Origin of the sequence: Collinsella aerofaciens (assembly GCF_027679495.1) — a bacterium.
In the GTDB taxonomy this organism is placed as follows: domain Bacteria; phylum Actinomycetota; class Coriobacteriia; order Coriobacteriales; family Coriobacteriaceae; genus Collinsella; species Collinsella aerofaciens_AK.
The window spans coordinates 24,860-43,544 of the sequence record NZ_JAQEKC010000002.1 but is presented as its reverse complement, the minus strand read 5'-3'; the positions used below and the strand labels follow the sequence as shown (position 1 = coordinate 43,544).

Sequence of the window (18,685 nt, the reverse complement as noted above, 5' to 3'; positions counted from 1 at the left end):
TACCCCATCGATCAACCACACCCCCACTCCAATGAGCGGGAATTGTATCAGGGAGGACTGACCAAGCCGCCCATAGAATCAGAAATGGAAGAATAGAGAGGATGAAAGATGATAACACTGCAGTATTTTTTTTTGAGGCTCTCATCGATTCCGCGTCTCCTTGCGCACCCACATTCCACTCCGCCTTAAATCAAGTATAAATAAAAACTTGAATGCAAGTTTGTTTTGATTAGTATGGAAACTATATCCATTTAGTTCTAATTTGTTCGTAGTATCAAATCGATACCGACACTAGCATGACGTAGTCTTTCAAGACAGCTATTCAACATTGGAGGTCACCGCTATGGACAATGTGAACCACCTAAACGAACTCTCAATACAGTCCCAGCTTAGCATCCTTGAAAAACTGGTCGCGGACGCGGAACAATCTACCGACGCAAGACGCGATTTCGAAGCTCAGCCTCGTGCCGTATTCCAGAAATATGGAATTACAGACCTCCAAATCAAAGCGGGAAATCGAAAAGTCTCTCTGTACGAACTGGTGGAGTCAACCGAAAAGGAGGCGCGTGTCCCCGTTGCACGCGCAGTATATCGTCGTATCCAACTTGCATATTATGACGAGGACAACGAAGCTGAGCCGCAAACGATACCTCTCGTAAACGTTGTACTTAATGCAAACGCAGTAACGAACGCAAACATCATTCTGAACGCAAACGGAATGGCAAACGCAAACGCGAATGCTCAAAACAACGCCAACCTTAAGTACGACGTCAACACAATGGGCTATGGATCAGCTATTTTTATGAACAAACCTGATGTTGTTGAACTATCGGAATCGTACAAACAAACTTCTGTTTTCAGGAAATTTGATCAAGAGGGCTTGAGTGCAGCGAGGCAAGCAGCCATGCTTAAAACAGCAATCAAGAATTCCAGCTTCAATACCATCAACCCCGAAGGGGCTTCCAATGGGGTCGCCCGCGGGTATTATCGCTCCGTCGAATTCGAAGTTACTTACTCCGAGAACGAAGGCACCTTGGTAATCACCGACGCCCGTTTGCTCGCGGCATGATTTCCGAAAGCTCGCAGCACGTGCTGTTCCGCAGACCTCGAATGCTGACATTTATAACAACATATAAATGTGGCGCTGTGTGTGATCATTGTCTGATGAGCTGCACTCCGAACAACAGTGACAGGCTTACTCTTCCCCAAATGCGGCAATTCATCGATAGCTTCGCCGAAGTATGCGTCGGAAGTGGTGTTGTTGTGTTTACGGGCGGAGAATGCACCCTTCTTGGCGATGACCTTCTCGAGGCCATCGCATATGCGAATTCTTTAGGACTCTTTACTCGAATTGTAACGAATGCGTGGTGGGCAAAAAGCGAAAGAGACGCAGAAACGTTCCTCAACGAATTGAAGTCATGTGGCCTTGACGAAATCAATATCAGCTGCGACGACTTTCATGCGGAATATATACCCCTCGAGAATGTGCGCAACCTTTGGAACTCAGCAAAAACAATGGGCTTTCAAACTCTCGGCATTGCGGTCTGCAGAGATAACAACAGTACAATCAGCCCGGCATACCTGTGCAAGTACCTTAATGAAGACATTCCACTCCTGCATCAGTTCGACGATAATACCCAGCCTCCCAGCGCGCCAGCCCGCTTCATCACGGATTCAGGCATCACGCGAATTGGGCGCGCACGAAATCTCAGTCTCAACCAAAATGCGCGACCGCAGGCACGTCTCTTAGCGTCACACTGTTCCGACTGCGGCCGAGACTTCGTTATTTCCCCAAACTGCCATCTTGCACCCTGCTGCGGAATAAATGCAGAGGGAACTTGGCTTTTCGATCTTGGCAAAATCAATCTGACGGATGACATTAATGAACTGCAGCTGCTCCTACTTAATTACATACAATACATAGGACCAGGAGGGCTGCTGAAGCACTTGCGCACGAGCGGAGGCCTTTCTTCATTTGGGCGCTCAAGCTACCTCTCTCAATGCGAGATTTGCGAAGACATCGCCCTCTCGAAAGAGGCACAGACCTGTCTTGCAAAGCTAGCTCCTAAACTGGCAGCCGACTTGATTGTCGAGACTAAATTCGAGACTACCTTTATCGGAAATGGGTCTGATATACATGATTGAAGTGCTACCCTCTTTAAATTCGCTCTCGAGTAATCCACTCCGTAGATTGGACACTCTTGGAGTAACAGATTTTTTAGACACACTTGACATATCTATAGATCCTTTTGAATGCGCGCATCGCATCTGGGATCAACTTGACAGGGAGCATCAAGAGATCGTCTCCTTCCTGATGCTAGGTGGAGAGATTGATCTCGATTCAGAAGTGGCAAAAAGAAGTCTGCTGAAAGGCACTGTTGAAACCATAGCCTCACTCGGGCTGCTAAGCAAGCACAATGGCAATGCCTCCCTTTCCGGTTTATCTCTAATCCGATATCATGGCATCTGGCTTTTTGCCGATGCGCCATCACCCTCGCCTTTACTATATTTTGGCTCTGATTCAATTGGGCTCGCTCGTCGGCTAAGCCCATCCCCCGGAAAGAATGCCTTAGACCTCTGCTCTGGACCAGGCATCCAGGCACTCATACTGGCAAAATCTGGAATGCACGTCACGGCGATAGATATCAATCCAATCGCCTCAGAAATCTGCCAACTAAACGCACTGGTCAATGGTATTAGCGAAGATTTAACTGTTCTAACCGGAAGTCTCTACAACGCACTAAACAATATCGAAAGCTCTTGCAGCTATGAACTCATTACGGTGAATCCTCCTTTGCTCCCAATCCCAGAAGACGTACCATACCCCTTCGTTGGCGATGGCGGCCCAGATGGCCTCAACATCACAAGCAAGGTTATTCGAGGTGCAGGAGATAAACTCACTGATAGCGGATACCTCTCTGCAATTGGAATGATTGGCCTTGGAACCAACAATCAATCAGCATTTGAACGAATACAGAACGATTTGTTGCAAGCTGGCCTCAATGGCGTCTTGACAATAATCTCGAGCTTTAACCTCGGACCCCAATCTGGCTGGATCGACGGTATCGCATGCACATCTGTTGCACATGCTCCAGGAAAATATTCCAGCAAAGAGGAGGCTGTAAAACAGATATCGCGCGCATACAAAAAAATCCACTACGACCGCGTCTGCGCCTATCACTTGAAGGCGTGGAGGGAGAGACAGCCCTTTCAAAATCCCATCCTAACGATTCAAGACTGCTCCGCAGATGGCAACCCACTTGGCCCCTGGATCCTCTAAAGCATCCGTCATACGAAAGCAGGTCAATAGGCTGCGCGCCACTCTCTGATGACGCGCAGCCTATCTCATTTCCCCCGCGCTTTACCGAGCCCGACTCACACCTCATAGTTGGCACCGGTTTTCAAAATGCAAGATTCCGCATACAAAATCACTTCTTCTGTCTAGGTGGCAGACCTACGATTTTTGTAGTATAAAGTTCCTCTCAATGCCTTCAATCTATTTCGAGATTGAGAAGAACTTGCATCGGGTTTCATAGAAGCGATATAGATGATACGTTTTGTCCTATCTATATTCCGACATACATCAGGATGCCTCGTCTTTATCGTCATTTCAATAGTCGGCTTGGCCCTTTCCCACATTGCCCCCTTTTTGAACGGTAAATTAATTGACTTCCCGCACGTGGACCTCGTGGACAGGCCCCCTTGTGTAGCTGCACCCGAGGCGCCTCCCCGTCGCCCTCCAGCGCCGGGGTTCCCCTCCATCACGAAGAGGTAATCCCCGTCCGGCCTCGCCGTCTCTGCAACGCCGAGCCTCCCGAGCGACTCGAGGAGGGCGGGCTCGTCCCAGGAGATTTGACAATACTATAGAGACACGTCCCAAATTAGCTACTCAGTAGTTACTGCTGCTGGGCGCGGCGGGCGGCTCGGCGGGCCCTTGCTTCCTGGATCTCATCGAGGTGGGCGATGATCTCGGAGGCGCTCTCCTCGATCGCCTTGCCGTCGGTACGCACTACAAAGCAACCCAGGCGCTTCATGAGAGCACGAGCCTCCTCGAGCTCGCTTCGCACGCTCTCGGGCTCGGCATAGGAGCCGGCGACGGCACGGGCATAGTCGTCGCCCAAGCGGCTATCGCGAATCTCAGAAATAACGTCGACGGTCGAAATCAGGCCAAACAACCGCATCGGGTCTACCTCGTAAATCGACTTGGGCGGCTCCATACCGTGCGCCAACGGAACGTTGGCGACCTTGTAGCCCTGATAGGCCAAATACATCGACAGCGGCGTCTTGGATGTGCGCGACACGCCCAGCAGCACGATATCGGCACCCGACAGATCGTCGCAACCACGTCCGTCATCGTGCTCGACAAAGTACTCCATGGCCTCGATGCGGTGGAAATACCGGTCATCGGTCTTATGGATCACACCCGCCACTCCTTTTGGCGGCACGCCGATAAGCGACGACAGCACGGCAAGCGTCGGGCCGATCAGGTCGACCGAGCGAATGTGCAGCATGCCCAAGTAGTCGAGCACGCGAGCACGAAGCGCCGGATCGACAATTGTGTGGAATACGGCGATATCGCGATGGTCCGCATCGACATGCGGACCCACAAACGACTTAACCTGCTCCACCGAGGTCACCTTAGGCAGACGTAAAACACGAAAAGCCCCTTCATCAAATTGCCCGGACGCCGCAAGCACCACCTCACAAGCGGTATCACCGAGCGAGTCGGAGATAACGATAACGGTGGGACTAGCGGTGACCGGGCAATCCATGCGGGGCTCCTTTTGCGCTTATGCGCAGGATAGCTTACTTTTTGCGGGCAAGCTCACCGATGTTGGCGATGCCGGAGAAAACGGCCTCGAAGCGGTTGAGCAGCTTAAGGCGATTATCGCGGAGCTGCTCGTCCTTGTCCATGACCATAACCTCGTCGAAGAAACGGTCGATGGGGGCACGCAGGGCGGCGAGGGCAGCGAATGCGGCAGGATAATCCTCGGTAGCAAGCGCGGCATCGACGGCGGTCTGAGCGGCCTCGGAGGCGTCGGCAAGCGCAAGCTCGACCTCGCCCATCAGAGCGCGATCGTACTCCGCGCCCAGTTCGGACTTGGAGATATGCGCCGCGCGGGCGTAAGCGGTCGCCAGGTTGTCGAAGGTCTCGGCGTCGTTCTTGCGGGCCTCATCGAGGGCGGCGCAGCGGGCGAAGAAGACCGACGGGGCAATAATGTGCACCGCGGAAACGGCGGCAACGGTGTCGGCCGGGATCTCCTCGTCGCGGGCCATGCTCACCAAACGGCCGTGGAAGAAGTCGCGAACCTGCTGGGCGACCTCGGCGGCGTCGAACTCAATGCCCTGCTCGCTATAGAGCTCGAGCGCAAAGTCGATGAGCGACGTGGGGTCGATCGGCAGACGGTCGCGAAGGATGTTGATGATGCCGATGGCGGCACGACGCAGCGCGTACGGGTCGGAAGAGCCGGTCGGGGGCTCGCCGATGGCAAAGATGCCGGCAATGGTATCGAGCTTGTCGGCGCAGGCCACGATGCAGCCAGCGGTGCCCTCGGGGAGCTCGTCACCGGCAAAGCGGGGACGATAGTGATCGCGAATAGCGTGAGCGACCTCGTCGTTCTCCCCCATCGCGCTGGCGTAGTAACCGCCCATCACGCCCTGCTGGCTCGTGAACTCGACGACGGCGTTGGACACCAAGTCGGCCTTGCACAGGTGAGCGGCGCGAGCGGCGTCGGCGGCCAGGTGGGCACCCAGGTGAGCCTCGCGGGCAATAGCGAGCGCGAGCTGCTCAATACGCTCGGACTTGGCGAGCACGCTGCCGAGCTTCTCCTGGAAGGCGACCTTGGCCAGACGCTCACGGAATTCGTCGAGGGAGATCTTCAGATCCTCCTCGTAGAAGAACTTGGCGTCGTCCAGGCGGGCGCGCACGACGCGCTCATTGCCGTCGATCACGCGCTCGGCATTCTCGGGCTTGCTGTTGGAGACGACCACAAACTCACGCGTCAGCTTGCCCTCGCCGTCATAGATCGGAAAGTAGCGCTGATTGGTGAGCATAGACTCGCAGATGATCTCATGCGGGACCTTGAGGAACTCCTCATCGAAGGTGCCGACGAGCACCGTCGGCCACTCGCAGAGGTTGATGACCTCCTCGAAAACCTTCTTGGGCGTATCGACGTGGCAACCGGGGCGCGCAGCCTCGACCTCGGCGATACCGGCAAGGATAGCCTCGCGACGACGCTCGGCAGAGAGCACGCCGGCGTCCTCTAGCACCTGCTCGTAGACGGCGGGGCTGGCGACCGTATGGTCACCGGGGCCCAGAACGCGATGTCCGCGCGTGGTGTTGCCACTCGTCACGTCGGCAAACGACACGGGCACGACGTCCTCGCCCAAAAGGCAGCAGATCCAACGGACCGGACGCACGAACGTGGCGTGCTCGTGACCCCAGCGCTGAGAGCGGTAGTTGGGCCACTGCAGGCCGGCGATGGTCTTCTCGCACAGGGCCGTCAGAATCGGGGTGGCCGGGGCGGAAGGGATGTTCTTCTCGGCAAAGACGTACTCACGGCCGTCGGTGTCCTCGCGACGGACCAGATCCTCGGCAGCCACACCGCACTTGCGGGCGAAGCCCTGGGCGGCCTTGGTGGCGTTACCGTCGGCATCGAAGGCGATGTTGGCCGCGGGGCCGCGCTTGACCTCGTGAACCTCGTCGGTCGCGGTGGCGACGTCGGCAACGAGCGCAGCCAGGCGACGCGGGCTCGAGATCACGCGGACCTCGCCGTGGGCCAGACCGGCCTCGTCGAGACCCTTGGCGATCATGGTGCCAAGCTGCTTGACGGCATTGTTCAGCGGTGCAGAGGGCATTTCCTCCGTACCGATCTCAAACAGGAAATCCTTAGCGTCTGCCATGGCTTACGCCACCTCGCCTTCCTGATCGGCATTCTCGTTGACTCCGGCGACCTCGGCCATGTAGGCCTCGCAGCACGCCTTGGCGACGGCGCGGACGCGCAGGATGTAGTTGGCACGCTCGACCGCGGACAGGGCGCCGCGAGCATCGAGCAGGTTGAAAGCGTGGCTGCACTTCATGACGCAGTCATATGCCGGCAGCGGCAGCTTGCGCTCCAGGCAGGAATGGCACTCGGCCTCGTAGTCGTCAAACTTCTGACGCATCATCTCGACGTTGGCGACCTCAAAGTTATAGGCACTGAACTCGCGCTCGTTCTCGAGGAACACGTCGCCATAGGTCATGGGCGTGCCGTCGGGCAGGTAGCTCCACACCAGGTCGTAGACCGAGTTAACGCCCTGGGCGTACATGGCGATACGCTCCAGGCCGTAGGTGATCTCGACGGGCACGGGGTCGACCTCGATGCCGCCCACCTGCTGGAAGTACGTAAACTGCGTGACCTCCATGCCATTGAGCCAGACCTCCCAGCCAAGGCCCCAGGCGCCGAGCGTCGGGCTCTCCCAGTCGTCCTCGACAAAGCGGACGTCATGGTCATTGGGGTCCAGGCCAATGGCGGCCAGCGAACCCAGGTAGAGCTCCTGGGCGTTGACCGGCGAGGGCTTGATGAGCACCTGGAACTGATAGTAGTGCTGCATGCGGTTGGGGTTCTCGCCGTAGCGGCCGTCGGCGGGACGGCGGCAGGGCTGCGCATAGCAGGTGCGCCACTCGGCGGGACCGAGCGAGCGCAGCGTGGTCGCGGTATGGAAGGTACCGGCACCGACCTCGGAGTCATAGGGCTGCATAATTACGCAGCCCTGCTCGCCCCAGTACTGCTGGAGGCGCAGGATGATGTCTTGGAAGGAAAGCGATGAAGCGTTCATGCCTCTTATATCCCCTCGTCGAAACGATTACACGGTTAGGTACTGTACTATAGCGGTTTTTAATCGATAGCGCCGATACGGTTGAGCGGCCAGTAGCGCACAAGCGCCACGGCAATCAAGTCGGAGCGGTCGACCGGGCCAAAGTAGCGGGAGTCAGCAGAGTTCTCGCGGTTGTCGCCCATCACCCACACACAATCGTCAGGGACGGTGTAGGGATAGCTCACCTGAGCGCCGGGAGCTTGGACCGAAAGCGGCCAGCTCATGCCAGTCGTATAGTCCTCATCGAGCGCCTGGCCGTCGACGACGACCTTGCCGTCCTGCAGGTCGACCGTCTGGCCGGCCGTGGCGATGACGCGCTTGACGAGAACATCGTGCTCAGAGGTGCCGTCGGGGTTGTGGAACACCACGATATCGCCCTGTTTGACGGGCTGTCCGAGTTCGAGCGTCACCTTCTGCGCCAGAATCTGATCGCCAATCTCGATCGTGGACTCCATGGAACCGGTGGGTACCACAAAGGGTTCGACCACAAATGAGCGAATCAAGAAGGTGGCGACCAGCGCAATCGCGACAACCACGACCCACTCAAACGCACCCTTTAGCACGGAATGCTGCGATGGGACCATTCTCACTCCTCGATCTGCGAATACGATGCGTCCAGAATCTCTTGCGCGTACGCGCGCTCCTCGGGCGTAAGGTGTGCCGTCTCGATAAGATCGGGACGCCAACGACAGGTACGCTCGATGGCGTTTTTGCGACGCCAAGCATCGACCTTGGCGTGGTCGCCGCTCACGAGCACTGGAGGCACGCCCTCGCCATTGAACTCGGCGGGGCGGGTGTACTGCGCGTACTCGAGCAGGCCACCGTCCTCGGCGGTCGAGAAGGACTCGTCTACGTTGCTCATCTCGTCGCCCAAGGCTCCGGGAATGAGCCGTACGACGGCATCGGCCACGACCATAGCGGGCAGCTCGCCGCCCGTGAGCACGTAGTCGCCGATCGACAGGCGCTCGTCGGCATACGCATAGGCGCGCTCGTCGACGCCCTCGTAACGGCTGCACACAAACAGCAGGCGCTCACTTTTGAGCAGGCGCTCGGCCACATGCTGCGTAAAGGGCTCGCCGCAGGGGGTGAAGAACACCACGGTGGGCTTGGGACCCTCGGAGCTGATGGCCTCGATTGCCTCGGCAACGGGCTCGACCTTCATGAGCATGCCCTGCCCGCCGCCATACGGCTCGTCATCGACGGTACGATGGCGGTCGTGCGTCCAGTCGCGCAGGTTATACGCCTTAAAATCAAAAAGGCCGGCCTTGCGGGCGCGGCCCAAAATCGACGTGGACATGACGGGCTCAAACATCTCGGGAAAGACCGAAAGGGTCTCAATCAGCATGCTGTCCTCCCTACTTGTCCATATCGATCAAGCCGTCCATAACGTGGACGGAAATTGTTCCTGTGTCGGGAAGATCGAGCACAACCTGCTCGATCACGGGAATCAGCACCTCGCCGTACCGATCGCCCTCGACAACCCAAACATCGTTGGCGGGCGTCGACATGATCTCGACAATCGTGCCGAGCGAACCAAAGCGCTCATCGATCACCTCGCGACCCATGAGGTCGGTATAGGCGGCGTCGAGCGAATCGAGCTCGAAGTCGTCACGATTGGCCAGCACATAGCATCCGGTGATGCCCTCGGCGGCCGTCAAGTCGTCTATGCCCTCAAACGAGACCAGATCGCCATCGCCCGTATCAGTGACGGACACGACCGTGCAAAAACGGTCGCGCTTGAGCGCAGGCGGCGTCAAGGCGACACGCATACCCGGCTCCAATACAGAAGGAAGCCCCCGCAGCGGCTGCGCGAGGACCTCCCCCTTCCTTCCGTGCGGCTTGACCACACGGGCGATGTTTTTGTACTGGGACCTCAAGGTCCTAGCCCAGAACCTCTACCTCGACAGCAGTGTCGAGGCGAGCGGCCAGTGCACGGGCGAGCGTGCGAATGGCCTTGATGGTACGGCCACGACGGCCGATGACCTTAGCGACGTCATCCTCGGCGACCGAAACCTCAATCGTAGAGGCGTCATCACCATCGATGACCTCAAGGCTCACGGAATCCGGGTCGTCGACGATCTGAACAACGAGATATTCGACGAGATCGGCGATGCGATCTGAGAGCATTGCCTCACCCTCGAGCTGTGCAGCGTCAACCTCAGGCACGATTTACTCCTCGGCGCCCTCAGCGGCCTCAGCGGCAGCCTTAGCGGCCTCGGCCTCTTTGGCGAGCTGCTTCTTGGACTTCTTGACGACGGTCTCGGTCTTCTCGCCCTCGTTGGCGGCCTTGACCAGAGCGGCGACAGCGTCGGTGAGCTGAGCGCCCTTGGACTGCCAGTCGGCGATCTTCTCGAGGTCGAGGTTGATGGTCTTGGGGGCGGTCATCGGGTTGTAGCGGCCAACCTCCTCGATGATACGACCGTCACGCGGGGCGCGGGAATCGGCGACGACGACACGGTAGTACGGACGCTTCTTAGCGCCGTGACGAGCAAGGCGAATCTTGACTGCCAAAGGAAACTCCTCCAACCAAGCAGCTTTAGGCTGCAACTACAAACAAACAGTTGAACATAATACGCCATCGACGCGGGCAGGTGAAGTCCGTGAGACCAACTTCTTCGGTGTAGTCGAGGGCAAATCCATATCTTAGACAAGAATTCGGGATTTGCAAGCACATACACGCACCCCACATGAGCTGCGCGGTATACTCATGACATGGAAAGACGCGAACATACATACGGTTATGAGGATGCCATGGGCGTCACGCCGCCGCCCTGGACGGGTCCGGCAGTGGGCCTGATGGACCTCGATGCATTTTTTGCGAGCGTGGAAATGCTCGATCATCCCGAATGGCGCGGAAAGCCGCTCATCGTGGGCGGAGACGCCGGGTCACGCGGCGTCGTGTCCACGTGTTCGTACGAGGCACGTCGCTTTGGCGTGCATTCTGCCATGGCCTCGGCCGAGGCGCGGCGCCTGTGCCCGCAGGCCATTTGGACGCACGGACACTTTGATCGCTACCGTGAGGTGAGCGCACAGGTCATGGCGATCCTTGCCGATGAGACACCGCGCGTGGAGCGCGTGTCCATCGACGAGGCCTTTATCGATATCACACCGGGCCGGTTTGCGCCCGAGGACCCGCTGCTGGTAGCGCAGCGCATAAGCGATCGCGTTGCGGCGCTGGGGGTGACGTGCTCCATCGGCGTTGGGTGCAACAAGACCGTGGCCAAAATCGCAAGCGAGCGCGACAAGCCGTTTGGTCTGACCATTGTGCGCCCCGGTACGGAACAGCGGTTTTTGGCCGCACTGCCCGTGTCCGCCATGAGCGGAATCGGGCGTTCGGCCGAGGAGCGACTGCGTCGCATGCGCATCTATACGCTCGGCGAGCTTTCACGCGCGCCAAAGTCCACCCTGGCTGCAATCTTTGGCGTGAATGGCGAGCGCATGCGTCAACGTGCTTTGGGGCTCGAAGTATCCGAGGTCACCAGCCTGGACGAGGAACGTGAAGTTAAATCGGTGAGCAATGAGCGCACCTTTGCTAAGGATTTGACTGAGCGTGGGGATATCGAGGCGGCGATTGCGCTGCTCGGCGAGTCGGTTGGGCGCCGCCTGCGCCGTCAGGGGCTGACGGGCGGAACCGTAACGCTCAAGCTCAAGTATTCGTATGGCAGCGGGCGCACGGCACAGCGCCGCTTGCCCCACCCCACCGACGACGAAAATATCTTTGTGGCCGTAGCGCTCGAGCTACTCGAAAATATCTGGCAAGAAGGCATGCACGTGCGTCTTGCGGGTATCGGCATGAGTGACTTCAACCACCAAGGCGGTATCCAGACCGACCTATTCTGCGAGATTGATGACCGCGGAGCCCAATCCAGCGACCGCCGCGACCTCTCCGTCGCCATCGACGCCGTCCGAGACAAATTCGGCGACACCGCCCTATCCTTCGGCCGCCAATCCCGCTTCAACGATTAACCGCCTTTGGGCAAAAAGAAAGCCGGGCAGGTGCGGAAAACCGCACCTGCCCGGCGATATGCGTGAGGGTAGCTAAACCCCGTCTCAAATGAGCTACTAGAGGAGGTTGAGGGGGAGCTGGGGAGCGTCACCCCAGAGCTTTTCGAGACGGTAGAAGTCGCGCGCCTCGGGAGTGAAGACGTGGACGACAACCGAACCATAGTCCATGAGCATCCAGGTCTTCTGCTCGCGACCCTCGATGGAGAACGGGTGCTCGCCGCAAGCCTCGGCGACCTTCTCCTCGATCTCATCGACGATAGAATCGACCTGGCGGTTGTTGGTACCGGTGGCAAGCACAAAGTAGTCGCATACGTCGGAAAGCTCGGTCAGGTCGAGCACCTGAACGTCCTCGCCCTTCTTGTCGTAGGCGGCCTGCGCGGCGGCGCGGGCGACATCCTCGGCGGCGACACCGCTCGCGGACAGCGAGGCGGCAGTGCGGTCGGACGTGGCGACGAAGCTCTTGTGCTCCACACCTTCAAGAATCTGCTCGTCGGTCATGGTCTCGTCGGCCATGGAATACCTCTTTCTAGACAGCCCGAGCTAGCGCAGCTGGGCGTAATGGTTGTAAATCGTAATAGCTGTGGGATAAAGATAGCGCCCGGACTGGATCACATAGACCAAACCCTGCGCAAAACAGGAGAAGAACAACTCATCGAGCGTCGACTCCCCCACCATCTTGCGCAGCGCATGCGCATAGTCGCCGTGGCGGTTGGGCTCGATGGCATCGGCCACAAAGACCACCATATCGAGCGGCGTCATGTCGCAGGCACCCACGGTGTGACGGTCGACAGCCTGGAAAACGGCCGGCGACAGCTCGGGAAAAAGCTGCGGAAGCTCATAGGCGGCAACAGGGCCATGCAAAAGCGGCGTCGCGGCGGAAGGAGAGCCGGCAATCTTAATGCCGTAATGCAGAGCGCGCGTGACCAGCTCGTCGTCGGAGAGCACTTTGTCCCAGTCATGGATCAGGCCGGCGGCAGCGGCATCAAAGCGGTCAACGCCGTAGACCTCGGCCAGATGAAGTGCGGTCTCGGCAACACCCAGCGAATGCACATAGCGCTTGCGCTTATCCTTCATGCGAACATCGAGCAGCTCTTGAATGCGCTTGAGCAGCGCGCGCTCATCGCCCTCAAACTGATCCTCTACCGACAACGTAGACCCCCATCACTCAAAATCTTCTTGGCCCAAATCGGCATATAGCCTGCGTTTGCGAATGTAGCCGAGCACGGACTCGCTCGTAAGATAGCGCACGCTCATGCCGCGGGCAACTCGCTTACGAATGTTCGTCGAGCTGATCGCCAGCGCCGGAATCTGAATATAGCGCACGTCGAACGGCAGCCCCGACTCTTTGATTCGGGCACGCGCTGTATCGATATCAAAGCCCGGTCGTGTCGCCGCAATAAAGGTAGCAAGCTCAGCGATTCGTTCGGCATCATGCCAGGTCACGATATCGATAATCGCATCGGCGCCCGTAATAAAGTAGAGCTTTACCTGCGGCGGGTAAAAGTCGCGAAGGGCATGAAGCGTATCAGCCGTATAGGTTACGCCCGGGCGGTCGATCTCGAACCGGCTCGCCAAAAAGGCCGGGTTCGCGGCGGTGGCGAGGACCGTCATGGCATAACGGTCCTCGGCAGGCGTCACCGGCTTGTCAAGCTTAAAGGCAGGCGTGCCCGCCGGCATAAAGAGCACGGCATCCAAGTCGAGGGACTCACGCGCCTGCTCAGCGGTCACCAGGTGCCCGTAATGGATGGGATCAAAGGTGCCACCCATAATGCCGAGCCTAAACTCCTGCCCGTCCTCTAGAGGAAGCTCGGGCAGACCGATTCCACCGCGCAGCGACATGGCTTACTCGCCCTCCGAGGTCTCGGCATCGTCCTCGGCATCCGCCGCATCGACAACCTCGACGCCCTCATCCGCAGCATCGGCCACGTCAATGGCCTCGACGGCAACGTCCTCGCCAGCATCCTCGAGCTCTTCGTACTCCGAGAAGTCCTCGGCGCCCTCAAAGTCAAAAGCGCGCTGGCAAATGCGGACCTCGTCGCCCGCACGGCAACCGGCCTTCTCGAGCGCGTCGTCAACACCCATACGCGCAAACTTATGCTGCAGGTAAATGACGGCTTCCTCGTTTTCCCAGTCGGTCTGGATGACCATGCGCTCGATGGCACGACCGACCACGCGGAAGGCACCGGGCTCTTCCTGGACAATGCGGAAACGCTTCTCGCGCTGCAGGCGGCGACGCTCCCACTCCTCGTCGCGCAGATCGACCGGCTCATCAGAGACCGCCAGCTCGGCGCGAAGCTTAGCCACCTGCTCGCCCACGGCAAGCATCAGCGTGTTGAGGCCGGCGCCCGTAACAGCAGACACGGCAAAGAACATATGGCCATCGTCGAGCGCCGCACGCTTAAGGTCGGCAATCTTGTCGGCCGTGCCCGGCGCATCACACTTGTTGGCAACGACGATCTGCGGACGCTCCGAAAGCTCGGCGCCATACTGCTCGAGCTCGCGGTTGATGATGCGATAGTCCTCGACCGGATCGCGATCCTCAAAACCACCCGTCATATCGACGACGTGCATGATGAGCGCCGTACGCTCAATGTGGCGCAGGAACTGGTGACCCAGGCCCTTGCCCTCGCTCGCGCCCTCGATGAGACCGGGGACGTCGGCAACGACGTAAGAATATTCGCCGGCACGCACCATGCCGAGGTTCGGCACGAGCGTGGTAAACGGGTAGTCAGCAATCTTGGGGCGGGCGGCACTCATGCGCGCAATGAGCGATGACTTACCCACCGAGGGAAAGCCCACAAGCGCGGCATCGGCCATAAGCTTCATCTCGAGCTCGATCCAGTGTTCCTCGGCAGGCTCGCCGAGCTGGGCAAAGGCCGGAGCGCGACGCACCGACGTCACAAAGTGTGTGTTGCCCAGACCGCCGGCACCGCCGGGCGCCACGACGACGCGCTCGCCATCGTGCACCAGGTCGGCCATCTCGAACATCGGGGTCTGCGTCTCGGGATCGAGCTCGCGCACCACGGTACCCATAGGGACCTTGAGAATCAGGTCCTCGCCGCTCTTACCGTTACGACGGGCACCCTGCCCGTGCGTGCCGCGCTCGGCGCGGAAGTGATGCTTAAAGCGGTAATCGATCAGCGAAGACAGCTGAGCATCGGCCTGGATGACGACATTGCCGCCACGACCGCCGTCGCCGCCATCGGGCCCGCCCTTGGGGACAAATGCCTCGCGCCTAAACGACATGCATCCGGCTCCGCCGTCGCCGCCGCACACGTTAATGCGGCTGATATCGGTGAACTGTGACAACAGAATCGCCTCCTACAAAAAAGAGGGAGACCCTTGAATCCTAAAACTCAAGTGCCTCCCACATATGTGCTCTATGAAGGGTGAATTACGCGTTCGCGAGCGGGCGTACGCTGACCCTGTGCTTGATACCCTTGTGGAACTCAACGGTACCGTCGACCAGCGCGAACAGCGTGTCGTCCTTACCACGGCCAACGTTCTCACCCGGGTGGATGTGCGTGCCGTGCTGACGGACGAGAATCGTGCCCGTGGTTACCGTCTGGCCGGCATAGCGCTTCGTGCCAAGGCGCTGACCGCGGGAGTCACGGCCATTACGGGAGGAACCGAGTCCTTTTTTGTGTGCCATTGTGTATACCTACTCTTTCGTTACGAGTGTAATCTACTCGGCGACGGGAGCCTCGGCAACAGCCTCGGCCTCTGCCTTGACAGCCTTCTTGGCGCGGGACGTAGCCTGGACCTTCACGATCTTCAGCTTGGTGAGCTGCTGACGGTGACCCTTCAGACGACGATAGCGCTTACGCTTGTGGAACTTGAAGACCAGCTGCTTCTCGCCCTTGAACTGCTCAACGATCTGAGCGGTAACCTTGGCCTTGGCCAGCTTGTCGGGATCGGTGACGATCTTCTTACCATCGTTGAGGAAGATAACCGGCAGGGTGACCTTGTCGCCCTCATTGCCCTCGATCTTCTCGACGGTGATGACATCGTCGGTGGCGACCTTGTACTGCTTGCCGCCCGTGTTAACGATTGCGTACATGTTTACTTGCCCTTCATGCATCAGTTAGTGCAACAGCCGAATATAGTAGCAGGCGAAAATACCCCCGTCAACGAGTATGTGGAGCAAATCCACAAGTTCGCACAGGTATGGGGCTGACGAGTCGGCCCTCGTCGTCCTCGCATGCTTGATTCTGACGCTCGACATCGTAGGAGCAGATGGTCACGAGGTCTTGCATACCGGTGGAAACAATAGGTGCATCCACGCCCGGGGTCAAGCCCTGCAACAAAACATCAGCAGCAGAAAGCAAAATTTCCGGACGCATAGAGCCCTCGTTGTCGGCATGGGTGTCGAGCATGAGAACCAAATGGTCCGGGCGCTCCCCCGCCGTGAGCTCATAGCCAACGAGCGTGTGATCCAAATCCAAGCGCTTGCTCTTTTTGCCGCGCGCGTAGTCGATGCCATGATCCGCGCGCAGCGTGTCGATCGCACGACGCACCTCGTCGGCGCTTACGGGCGCCTCGGGATCCAGGTGTAAGTCGATGCGATACGACAGGCGCGTGAGCTGCGCCGTCAATGCCGGCGTGCGCACGTCGATGTACGCCGCCTCGATGGGCGCCAGATCGGCCGGAGACGCCGCAGCTAGGCGCTCAAACGCCTCGTCGAGCGCCACGAACTCGGTCATAAACAGGTCATACCACTCGCAGGTCGACGACGTACCAACCGGTAGCGCCGAAGAGAAGCCCACGCGCATGTGCGGAGAGAAGCCCTGCGTGACGGCATAGGGAAGTCCCGCACGGCGCACGATGCGCTCAATGGTATGGATTACTTCGAGATGGCCCAGGTACTTAAGGCGATCGCGCTTGCCATAGCGAACACGAAGCCTAAAGAGCGAGGGGTTGTCGGTCAGGCGCTCACTCATGCGCGATCACCCATCAATACATTCTTGGCGTGGAGCGTGGGGCAGATCCCGCAGCCGGTGCACGACGTGCGGGTGCAGTCGGGAGTCGTGACACCCTCGAGCGAGCGACGGTACTCGCGCTCGAGGAAGCCGCGCGTGCAGCCGGGGCTCACATGCTCCCACGGCAGGCGCCAGTCCAACTCGTAGGGCAGGTGCACAAGCTCATTGAGGTCGATGCCGTTTTTGGCAGCAGCCTCCTTCCAGTTATCGAGCGAGAAATGCTCTACCCAGGCGTCAAAGCGGGAGCCCGAGCGCCAAGCATCGATGATGACGGGCGTCATGTCGCGACCGGCGCGGGACAGCGCGGCCTCAATGAGCGAGGTCTCGGCATCGTGGTAATGCACGCGGACGGCACGGTTGCGAACGCTCGTGACAAGCAGCTTCTGGCGACGTTTGACGTCGTCGTAGTCGAGCTGCGGGCACCACTGGAACGGCGTGGCAGCCTTGGGGATAAAGACCGAAACCGAGATGGACACCGAGATCGAGCCGCGACGAGCCTTGGGCACCACGGAACGACCGAGCTCCAGCACGTGATCGGCCAGATTGGCGATGGCCACGATGTCCTCGTCGCGCTCGCCGGGAAGGCCCATCATAAAGTAGAGCTTCATGCGGTTCCAGCCGGCCTCGAAGGCCGCCTTGGCCGCACGGTCCAGGTCCTCCTCGGTCACGTTCTTGTTAATGATGTCGCGCATGCGCTGGCTGCCGGCCTCGGGCGCGAACGTCAGTCCGCCCTTCTTTTCGCCGGCGACCGACTCGGCCATATCCACGCCAAACGAATCCAGGCGCTGCGACGGAATAGACACGCGAATACCCGTATCCTCCAGGCGGCGGTTGAGCCTGCCGAGCACGTCGCGAATGCAGGAGTGGTCGGTCGTGGAGAGCGAGGTCAGCGACACCTCGTCATAGCCGGTCTTTTCCAGACCCTGAATCACCGACGAGACGATCTGGTCGGCCGAGCGCTCGCGCACCGGGCGATACGTCATGCCGGCCTGGCAAAAACGACAGCCGCGGGCGCAGCCGCGCAGGATCTCGATAGACAGGCGGTCGTGGACCAGCTGCGCATAAGGCACGCACGACTGCGACAGCGGATTCGTGGCGCCGAAATCCTCGACGACGCGCTTGTAGACCACGGTCGGCGCATCCTTGCCCTCACGCGGCACGGTGTAGCCATGCGGCGAGCAGGGCTCGTCGTGACGAACTTCATAGAGCGACGGCACGTAGTTGCCGGCAATGGATGCAAGCTGCTCGACAATCTGCGCGCGCGGGACCCCTTCGTCACGCAGGCGGCGATGCAGCTGGCAGGTCTCGAGCAGCGATTCCTCGCCCTCGCCGATGAGAATGGCATCGAAGAAGGCCGCGTACGGCTCTGGGTTGTACACCGAGGGGCCGCCGGCAATGATGATGGGGTCGTCTTCGCCTCGGTCGGCCGCCAACAGTGGAATGCCAGCGAGGTCGAGTGCCTCGAGGAAGTTCGTCACCGCCATCTCGTGCGGCACATGCAGACCGACGATATCAAACGAAGCGACCGGCGCTGCACCCTCGAGCGAGAGCAGCGGAATGCCCGCCTCGCGCATAGCGTCACCCATATCGGGCCACGGCACATAGCCACGCTCGCAGGAGATGCCCTCGGCCTGGTTAAGGATGTTGTAGAGGATGGCGATACCCTGGTTGGGCAGACCGACCTCGTACACATCCGGATAGATCAGGCAGCAACGGTAGTCGGCATCGGCCTTGGAAAGCGTGCCCCACTCGTGATCGATATAGCGGCTCGGTTTCTCGACCTTGGCGAGCAGCGGCTCAATTAAATGAAAACAGTCTTGGTATGCAACGCGCAACGGAAAACC

The 18,685-nt window shown here is 59.1% G+C and carries 21 protein-coding genes; 4 read left to right on the top strand and 17 right to left on the bottom strand.

Features of this window, described 5'->3' with window-relative positions:
- Positions 1 to 145, bottom strand: a 145-nt coding sequence (locus PGW49_RS10440; RefSeq protein WP_416335478.1) for a DUF1648 domain-containing protein, incomplete at its 3' end; no start/stop codon positions are given.
- A 198-nt stretch (positions 146 to 343) separates the two neighbouring features.
- On the opposite strand from PGW49_RS10440, the gene PGW49_RS01145 reads away from it, so the two are divergent.
- From PGW49_RS01145 to PGW49_RS01135, 3 genes are read left to right on the top strand one after another with little or no spacing between them, the layout of a single operon-like run.
- On the top strand, positions 344 to 1,069 hold the full coding sequence (locus PGW49_RS01145) for a DUF5969 family protein (RefSeq protein WP_270225113.1): 726 nt from the start codon (positions 344 to 346) through the stop codon (positions 1,067 to 1,069).
- Positions 1,066 to 2,145, top strand: coding sequence for a radical SAM protein (locus PGW49_RS01140; RefSeq protein ID WP_333519628.1), 1,080 nt, complete (start codon positions 1,066 to 1,068; stop codon positions 2,143 to 2,145). Before PGW49_RS01145 ends, PGW49_RS01140 begins: the two co-directional genes overlap by 4 nt.
- Positions 2,138 to 3,280: a methyltransferase gene (locus tag PGW49_RS01135; protein ID WP_270225112.1), complete on the top strand. Its 1,143-nt coding sequence runs from the start codon at positions 2,138 to 2,140 to the stop codon at positions 3,278 to 3,280. Before PGW49_RS01140 ends, PGW49_RS01135 begins: the two co-directional genes overlap by 8 nt.
- Before the next feature lie 616 nt (positions 3,281 to 3,896).
- Here PGW49_RS01135 and PGW49_RS01130 read toward each other — a convergent pair.
- Genes PGW49_RS01130 through rpsP form a run of 8 tightly spaced genes read right to left on the bottom strand, consistent with a single transcriptional unit; the run spans position 3,897 to position 10,368 of the window.
- Complete coding sequence (locus tag PGW49_RS01130) at positions 3,897 to 4,772, bottom strand: pyruvate, water dikinase regulatory protein (protein WP_270225110.1); 876 nt, start codon at positions 4,770 to 4,772, stop codon at positions 3,897 to 3,899.
- A 34-nt stretch (positions 4,773 to 4,806) separates the two neighbouring features.
- Positions 4,807 to 6,903: a glycine--tRNA ligase subunit beta gene (glyS, locus tag PGW49_RS01125; protein WP_270225109.1), complete on the bottom strand. Its 2,097-nt coding sequence runs from the start codon at positions 6,901 to 6,903 to the stop codon at positions 4,807 to 4,809.
- 3 nt (positions 6,904 to 6,906) lie between these two features.
- On the bottom strand, positions 6,907 to 7,818 hold the full coding sequence (locus PGW49_RS01120) for a glycine--tRNA ligase subunit alpha (protein WP_006236091.1): 912 nt from the start codon (positions 7,816 to 7,818) through the stop codon (positions 6,907 to 6,909).
- Between the two features lie 59 nt (positions 7,819 to 7,877).
- Positions 7,878 to 8,441 carry a signal peptidase I gene (lepB, locus tag PGW49_RS01115; RefSeq protein ID WP_270225107.1) on the bottom strand — a complete coding sequence of 188 codons (564 nt, stop codon included), beginning with the start codon at positions 8,439 to 8,441 and terminating at the stop codon, positions 7,878 to 7,880.
- A 2-nt stretch (positions 8,442 to 8,443) separates the two neighbouring features.
- A complete protein-coding gene (trmD, locus tag PGW49_RS01110) occupies positions 8,444 to 9,202 on the bottom strand; it encodes a tRNA (guanosine(37)-N1)-methyltransferase TrmD (RefSeq protein ID WP_270225106.1) in 759 nt (252 codons plus the stop codon).
- Positions 9,203 to 9,212: 10 nt separating this feature from the next.
- Positions 9,213 to 9,704 (bottom strand): ribosome maturation factor RimM, encoded by a 492-nt coding sequence (rimM, locus tag PGW49_RS01105; RefSeq protein ID WP_233547283.1) that lies wholly within the window; start codon positions 9,702 to 9,704, stop codon positions 9,213 to 9,215.
- A 34-nt stretch (positions 9,705 to 9,738) separates the two neighbouring features.
- Positions 9,739 to 9,984 carry a KH domain-containing protein gene (locus PGW49_RS01100; RefSeq protein ID WP_171021534.1) on the bottom strand — a complete coding sequence of 82 codons (246 nt, stop codon included), beginning with the start codon at positions 9,982 to 9,984 and terminating at the stop codon, positions 9,739 to 9,741.
- Positions 9,985 to 10,026: 42 nt separating this feature from the next.
- Positions 10,027 to 10,368 (bottom strand): 30S ribosomal protein S16, encoded by a 342-nt coding sequence (rpsP, locus tag PGW49_RS01095; RefSeq protein ID WP_022094749.1) that lies wholly within the window; start codon positions 10,366 to 10,368, stop codon positions 10,027 to 10,029.
- Positions 10,369 to 10,569: 201 nt separating this feature from the next.
- Here rpsP and dinB point away from each other — a divergent pair, with 201 nt between their 5' ends.
- A complete protein-coding gene (gene dinB, locus PGW49_RS01090; RefSeq protein ID WP_416242404.1) occupies positions 10,570 to 11,823 on the top strand; it encodes a DNA polymerase IV in 1,254 nt (417 codons plus the stop codon).
- A 96-nt stretch (positions 11,824 to 11,919) separates the two neighbouring features.
- Here the strand turns inward: dinB and rsfS are convergent, their stop codons facing one another.
- The 8 genes from rsfS to PGW49_RS01050 all read right to left on the bottom strand — a co-directional run bounded on the left by rsfS (position 11,920) and on the right by PGW49_RS01050 (position 18,676).
- Positions 11,920 to 12,375 carry a ribosome silencing factor gene (rsfS, locus tag PGW49_RS01085; protein WP_035138582.1) on the bottom strand — a complete coding sequence of 152 codons (456 nt, stop codon included), beginning with the start codon at positions 12,373 to 12,375 and terminating at the stop codon, positions 11,920 to 11,922.
- A 27-nt stretch (positions 12,376 to 12,402) separates the two neighbouring features.
- Positions 12,403 to 12,936 carry a bis(5'-nucleosyl)-tetraphosphatase (symmetrical) YqeK gene (gene yqeK / locus PGW49_RS01080; RefSeq protein WP_193221482.1) on the bottom strand — a complete coding sequence of 178 codons (534 nt, stop codon included), beginning with the start codon at positions 12,934 to 12,936 and terminating at the stop codon, positions 12,403 to 12,405.
- Between the two features lie 87 nt (positions 12,937 to 13,023).
- Positions 13,024 to 13,701, bottom strand: coding sequence for a nicotinate-nucleotide adenylyltransferase (gene nadD, locus PGW49_RS01075; protein WP_089573445.1), 678 nt, complete (start codon positions 13,699 to 13,701; stop codon positions 13,024 to 13,026).
- A gap of 3 nt (positions 13,702 to 13,704) precedes the next feature.
- Complete coding sequence (obgE, locus tag PGW49_RS01070) at positions 13,705 to 15,171, bottom strand: GTPase ObgE (RefSeq protein ID WP_270225102.1); 1,467 nt, start codon at positions 15,169 to 15,171, stop codon at positions 13,705 to 13,707.
- 85 nt (positions 15,172 to 15,256) lie between these two features.
- Entirely contained in the window at positions 15,257 to 15,514 is a 258-nt protein-coding gene (gene rpmA / locus PGW49_RS01065) for a 50S ribosomal protein L27 (protein WP_006236075.1), read from the bottom strand.
- A gap of 33 nt (positions 15,515 to 15,547) precedes the next feature.
- Positions 15,548 to 15,922: a 50S ribosomal protein L21 gene (rplU, locus tag PGW49_RS01060; RefSeq protein ID WP_035138585.1), complete on the bottom strand. Its 375-nt coding sequence runs from the start codon at positions 15,920 to 15,922 to the stop codon at positions 15,548 to 15,550.
- A gap of 67 nt (positions 15,923 to 15,989) precedes the next feature.
- Positions 15,990 to 16,802, bottom strand: a complete 813-nt coding sequence (locus PGW49_RS01055; protein ID WP_270225095.1) for a TIGR03936 family radical SAM-associated protein — start codon at positions 16,800 to 16,802, stop codon at positions 15,990 to 15,992.
- Complete coding sequence (locus PGW49_RS01050; RefSeq protein ID WP_270225094.1) at positions 16,799 to 18,676, bottom strand: TIGR03960 family B12-binding radical SAM protein; 1,878 nt, start codon at positions 18,674 to 18,676, stop codon at positions 16,799 to 16,801. The genes PGW49_RS01055 and PGW49_RS01050 overlap by 4 nt, the downstream gene beginning before the upstream one ends.
- Between the last annotated feature and the right edge of the window lie 9 nt (positions 18,677 to 18,685).

Bases quoted from the DNA above. Each gene is read 5' to 3' on its own strand.
- trmD (WP_270225106.1), bottom strand. From the start codon at position 9,202: ATGCTGATTGAGACCCTTTCGGTCTTTCCCGAGATGTTTGAGCCCGTC.
- nadD (WP_089573445.1), bottom strand. From the start codon at position 13,701: ATGTCGCTGCGCGGTGGAATCGGTCTGCCCGAGCTTCCTCTAGAGGAC.
- PGW49_RS01140 (WP_333519628.1), top strand. From the start codon at position 1,066: ATGATTTCCGAAAGCTCGCAGCACGTGCTGTTCCGCAGACCTCGAATG.
- PGW49_RS01145 (WP_270225113.1), top strand. From the start codon at position 344: ATGGACAATGTGAACCACCTAAACGAACTCTCAATACAGTCCCAGCTT.
- rplU (WP_035138585.1), bottom strand. From the start codon at position 15,922: ATGTACGCAATCGTTAACACGGGCGGCAAGCAGTACAAGGTCGCCACC.
- PGW49_RS01100 (WP_171021534.1), bottom strand. From the start codon at position 9,984: ATGCTCTCAGATCGCATCGCCGATCTCGTCGAATATCTCGTTGTTCAG.
- PGW49_RS01055 (WP_270225095.1), bottom strand. From the start codon at position 16,802: ATGAGTGAGCGCCTGACCGACAACCCCTCGCTCTTTAGGCTTCGTGTT.
- rsfS (WP_035138582.1), bottom strand. From the start codon at position 12,375: ATGGCCGACGAGACCATGACCGACGAGCAGATTCTTGAAGGTGTGGAG.
- PGW49_RS01130 (WP_270225110.1), bottom strand. From the start codon at position 4,772: ATGGATTGCCCGGTCACCGCTAGTCCCACCGTTATCGTTATCTCCGAC.
- PGW49_RS01120 (WP_006236091.1), bottom strand. From the start codon at position 7,818: ATGAACGCTTCATCGCTTTCCTTCCAAGACATCATCCTGCGCCTCCAG.
- rpmA (WP_006236075.1), bottom strand. From the start codon at position 15,514: ATGGCACACAAAAAAGGACTCGGTTCCTCCCGTAATGGCCGTGACTCC.
- yqeK (WP_193221482.1), bottom strand. From the start codon at position 12,936: ATGAAGGATAAGCGCAAGCGCTATGTGCATTCGCTGGGTGTTGCCGAG.
- glyS (WP_270225109.1), bottom strand. From the start codon at position 6,903: ATGGCAGACGCTAAGGATTTCCTGTTTGAGATCGGTACGGAGGAAATG.
- lepB (WP_270225107.1), bottom strand. From the start codon at position 8,441: ATGGTCCCATCGCAGCATTCCGTGCTAAAGGGTGCGTTTGAGTGGGTC.
- PGW49_RS01135 (WP_270225112.1), top strand. From the start codon at position 2,138: ATGATTGAAGTGCTACCCTCTTTAAATTCGCTCTCGAGTAATCCACTC.
- dinB (WP_416242404.1), top strand. From the start codon at position 10,570: ATGGAAAGACGCGAACATACATACGGTTATGAGGATGCCATGGGCGTC.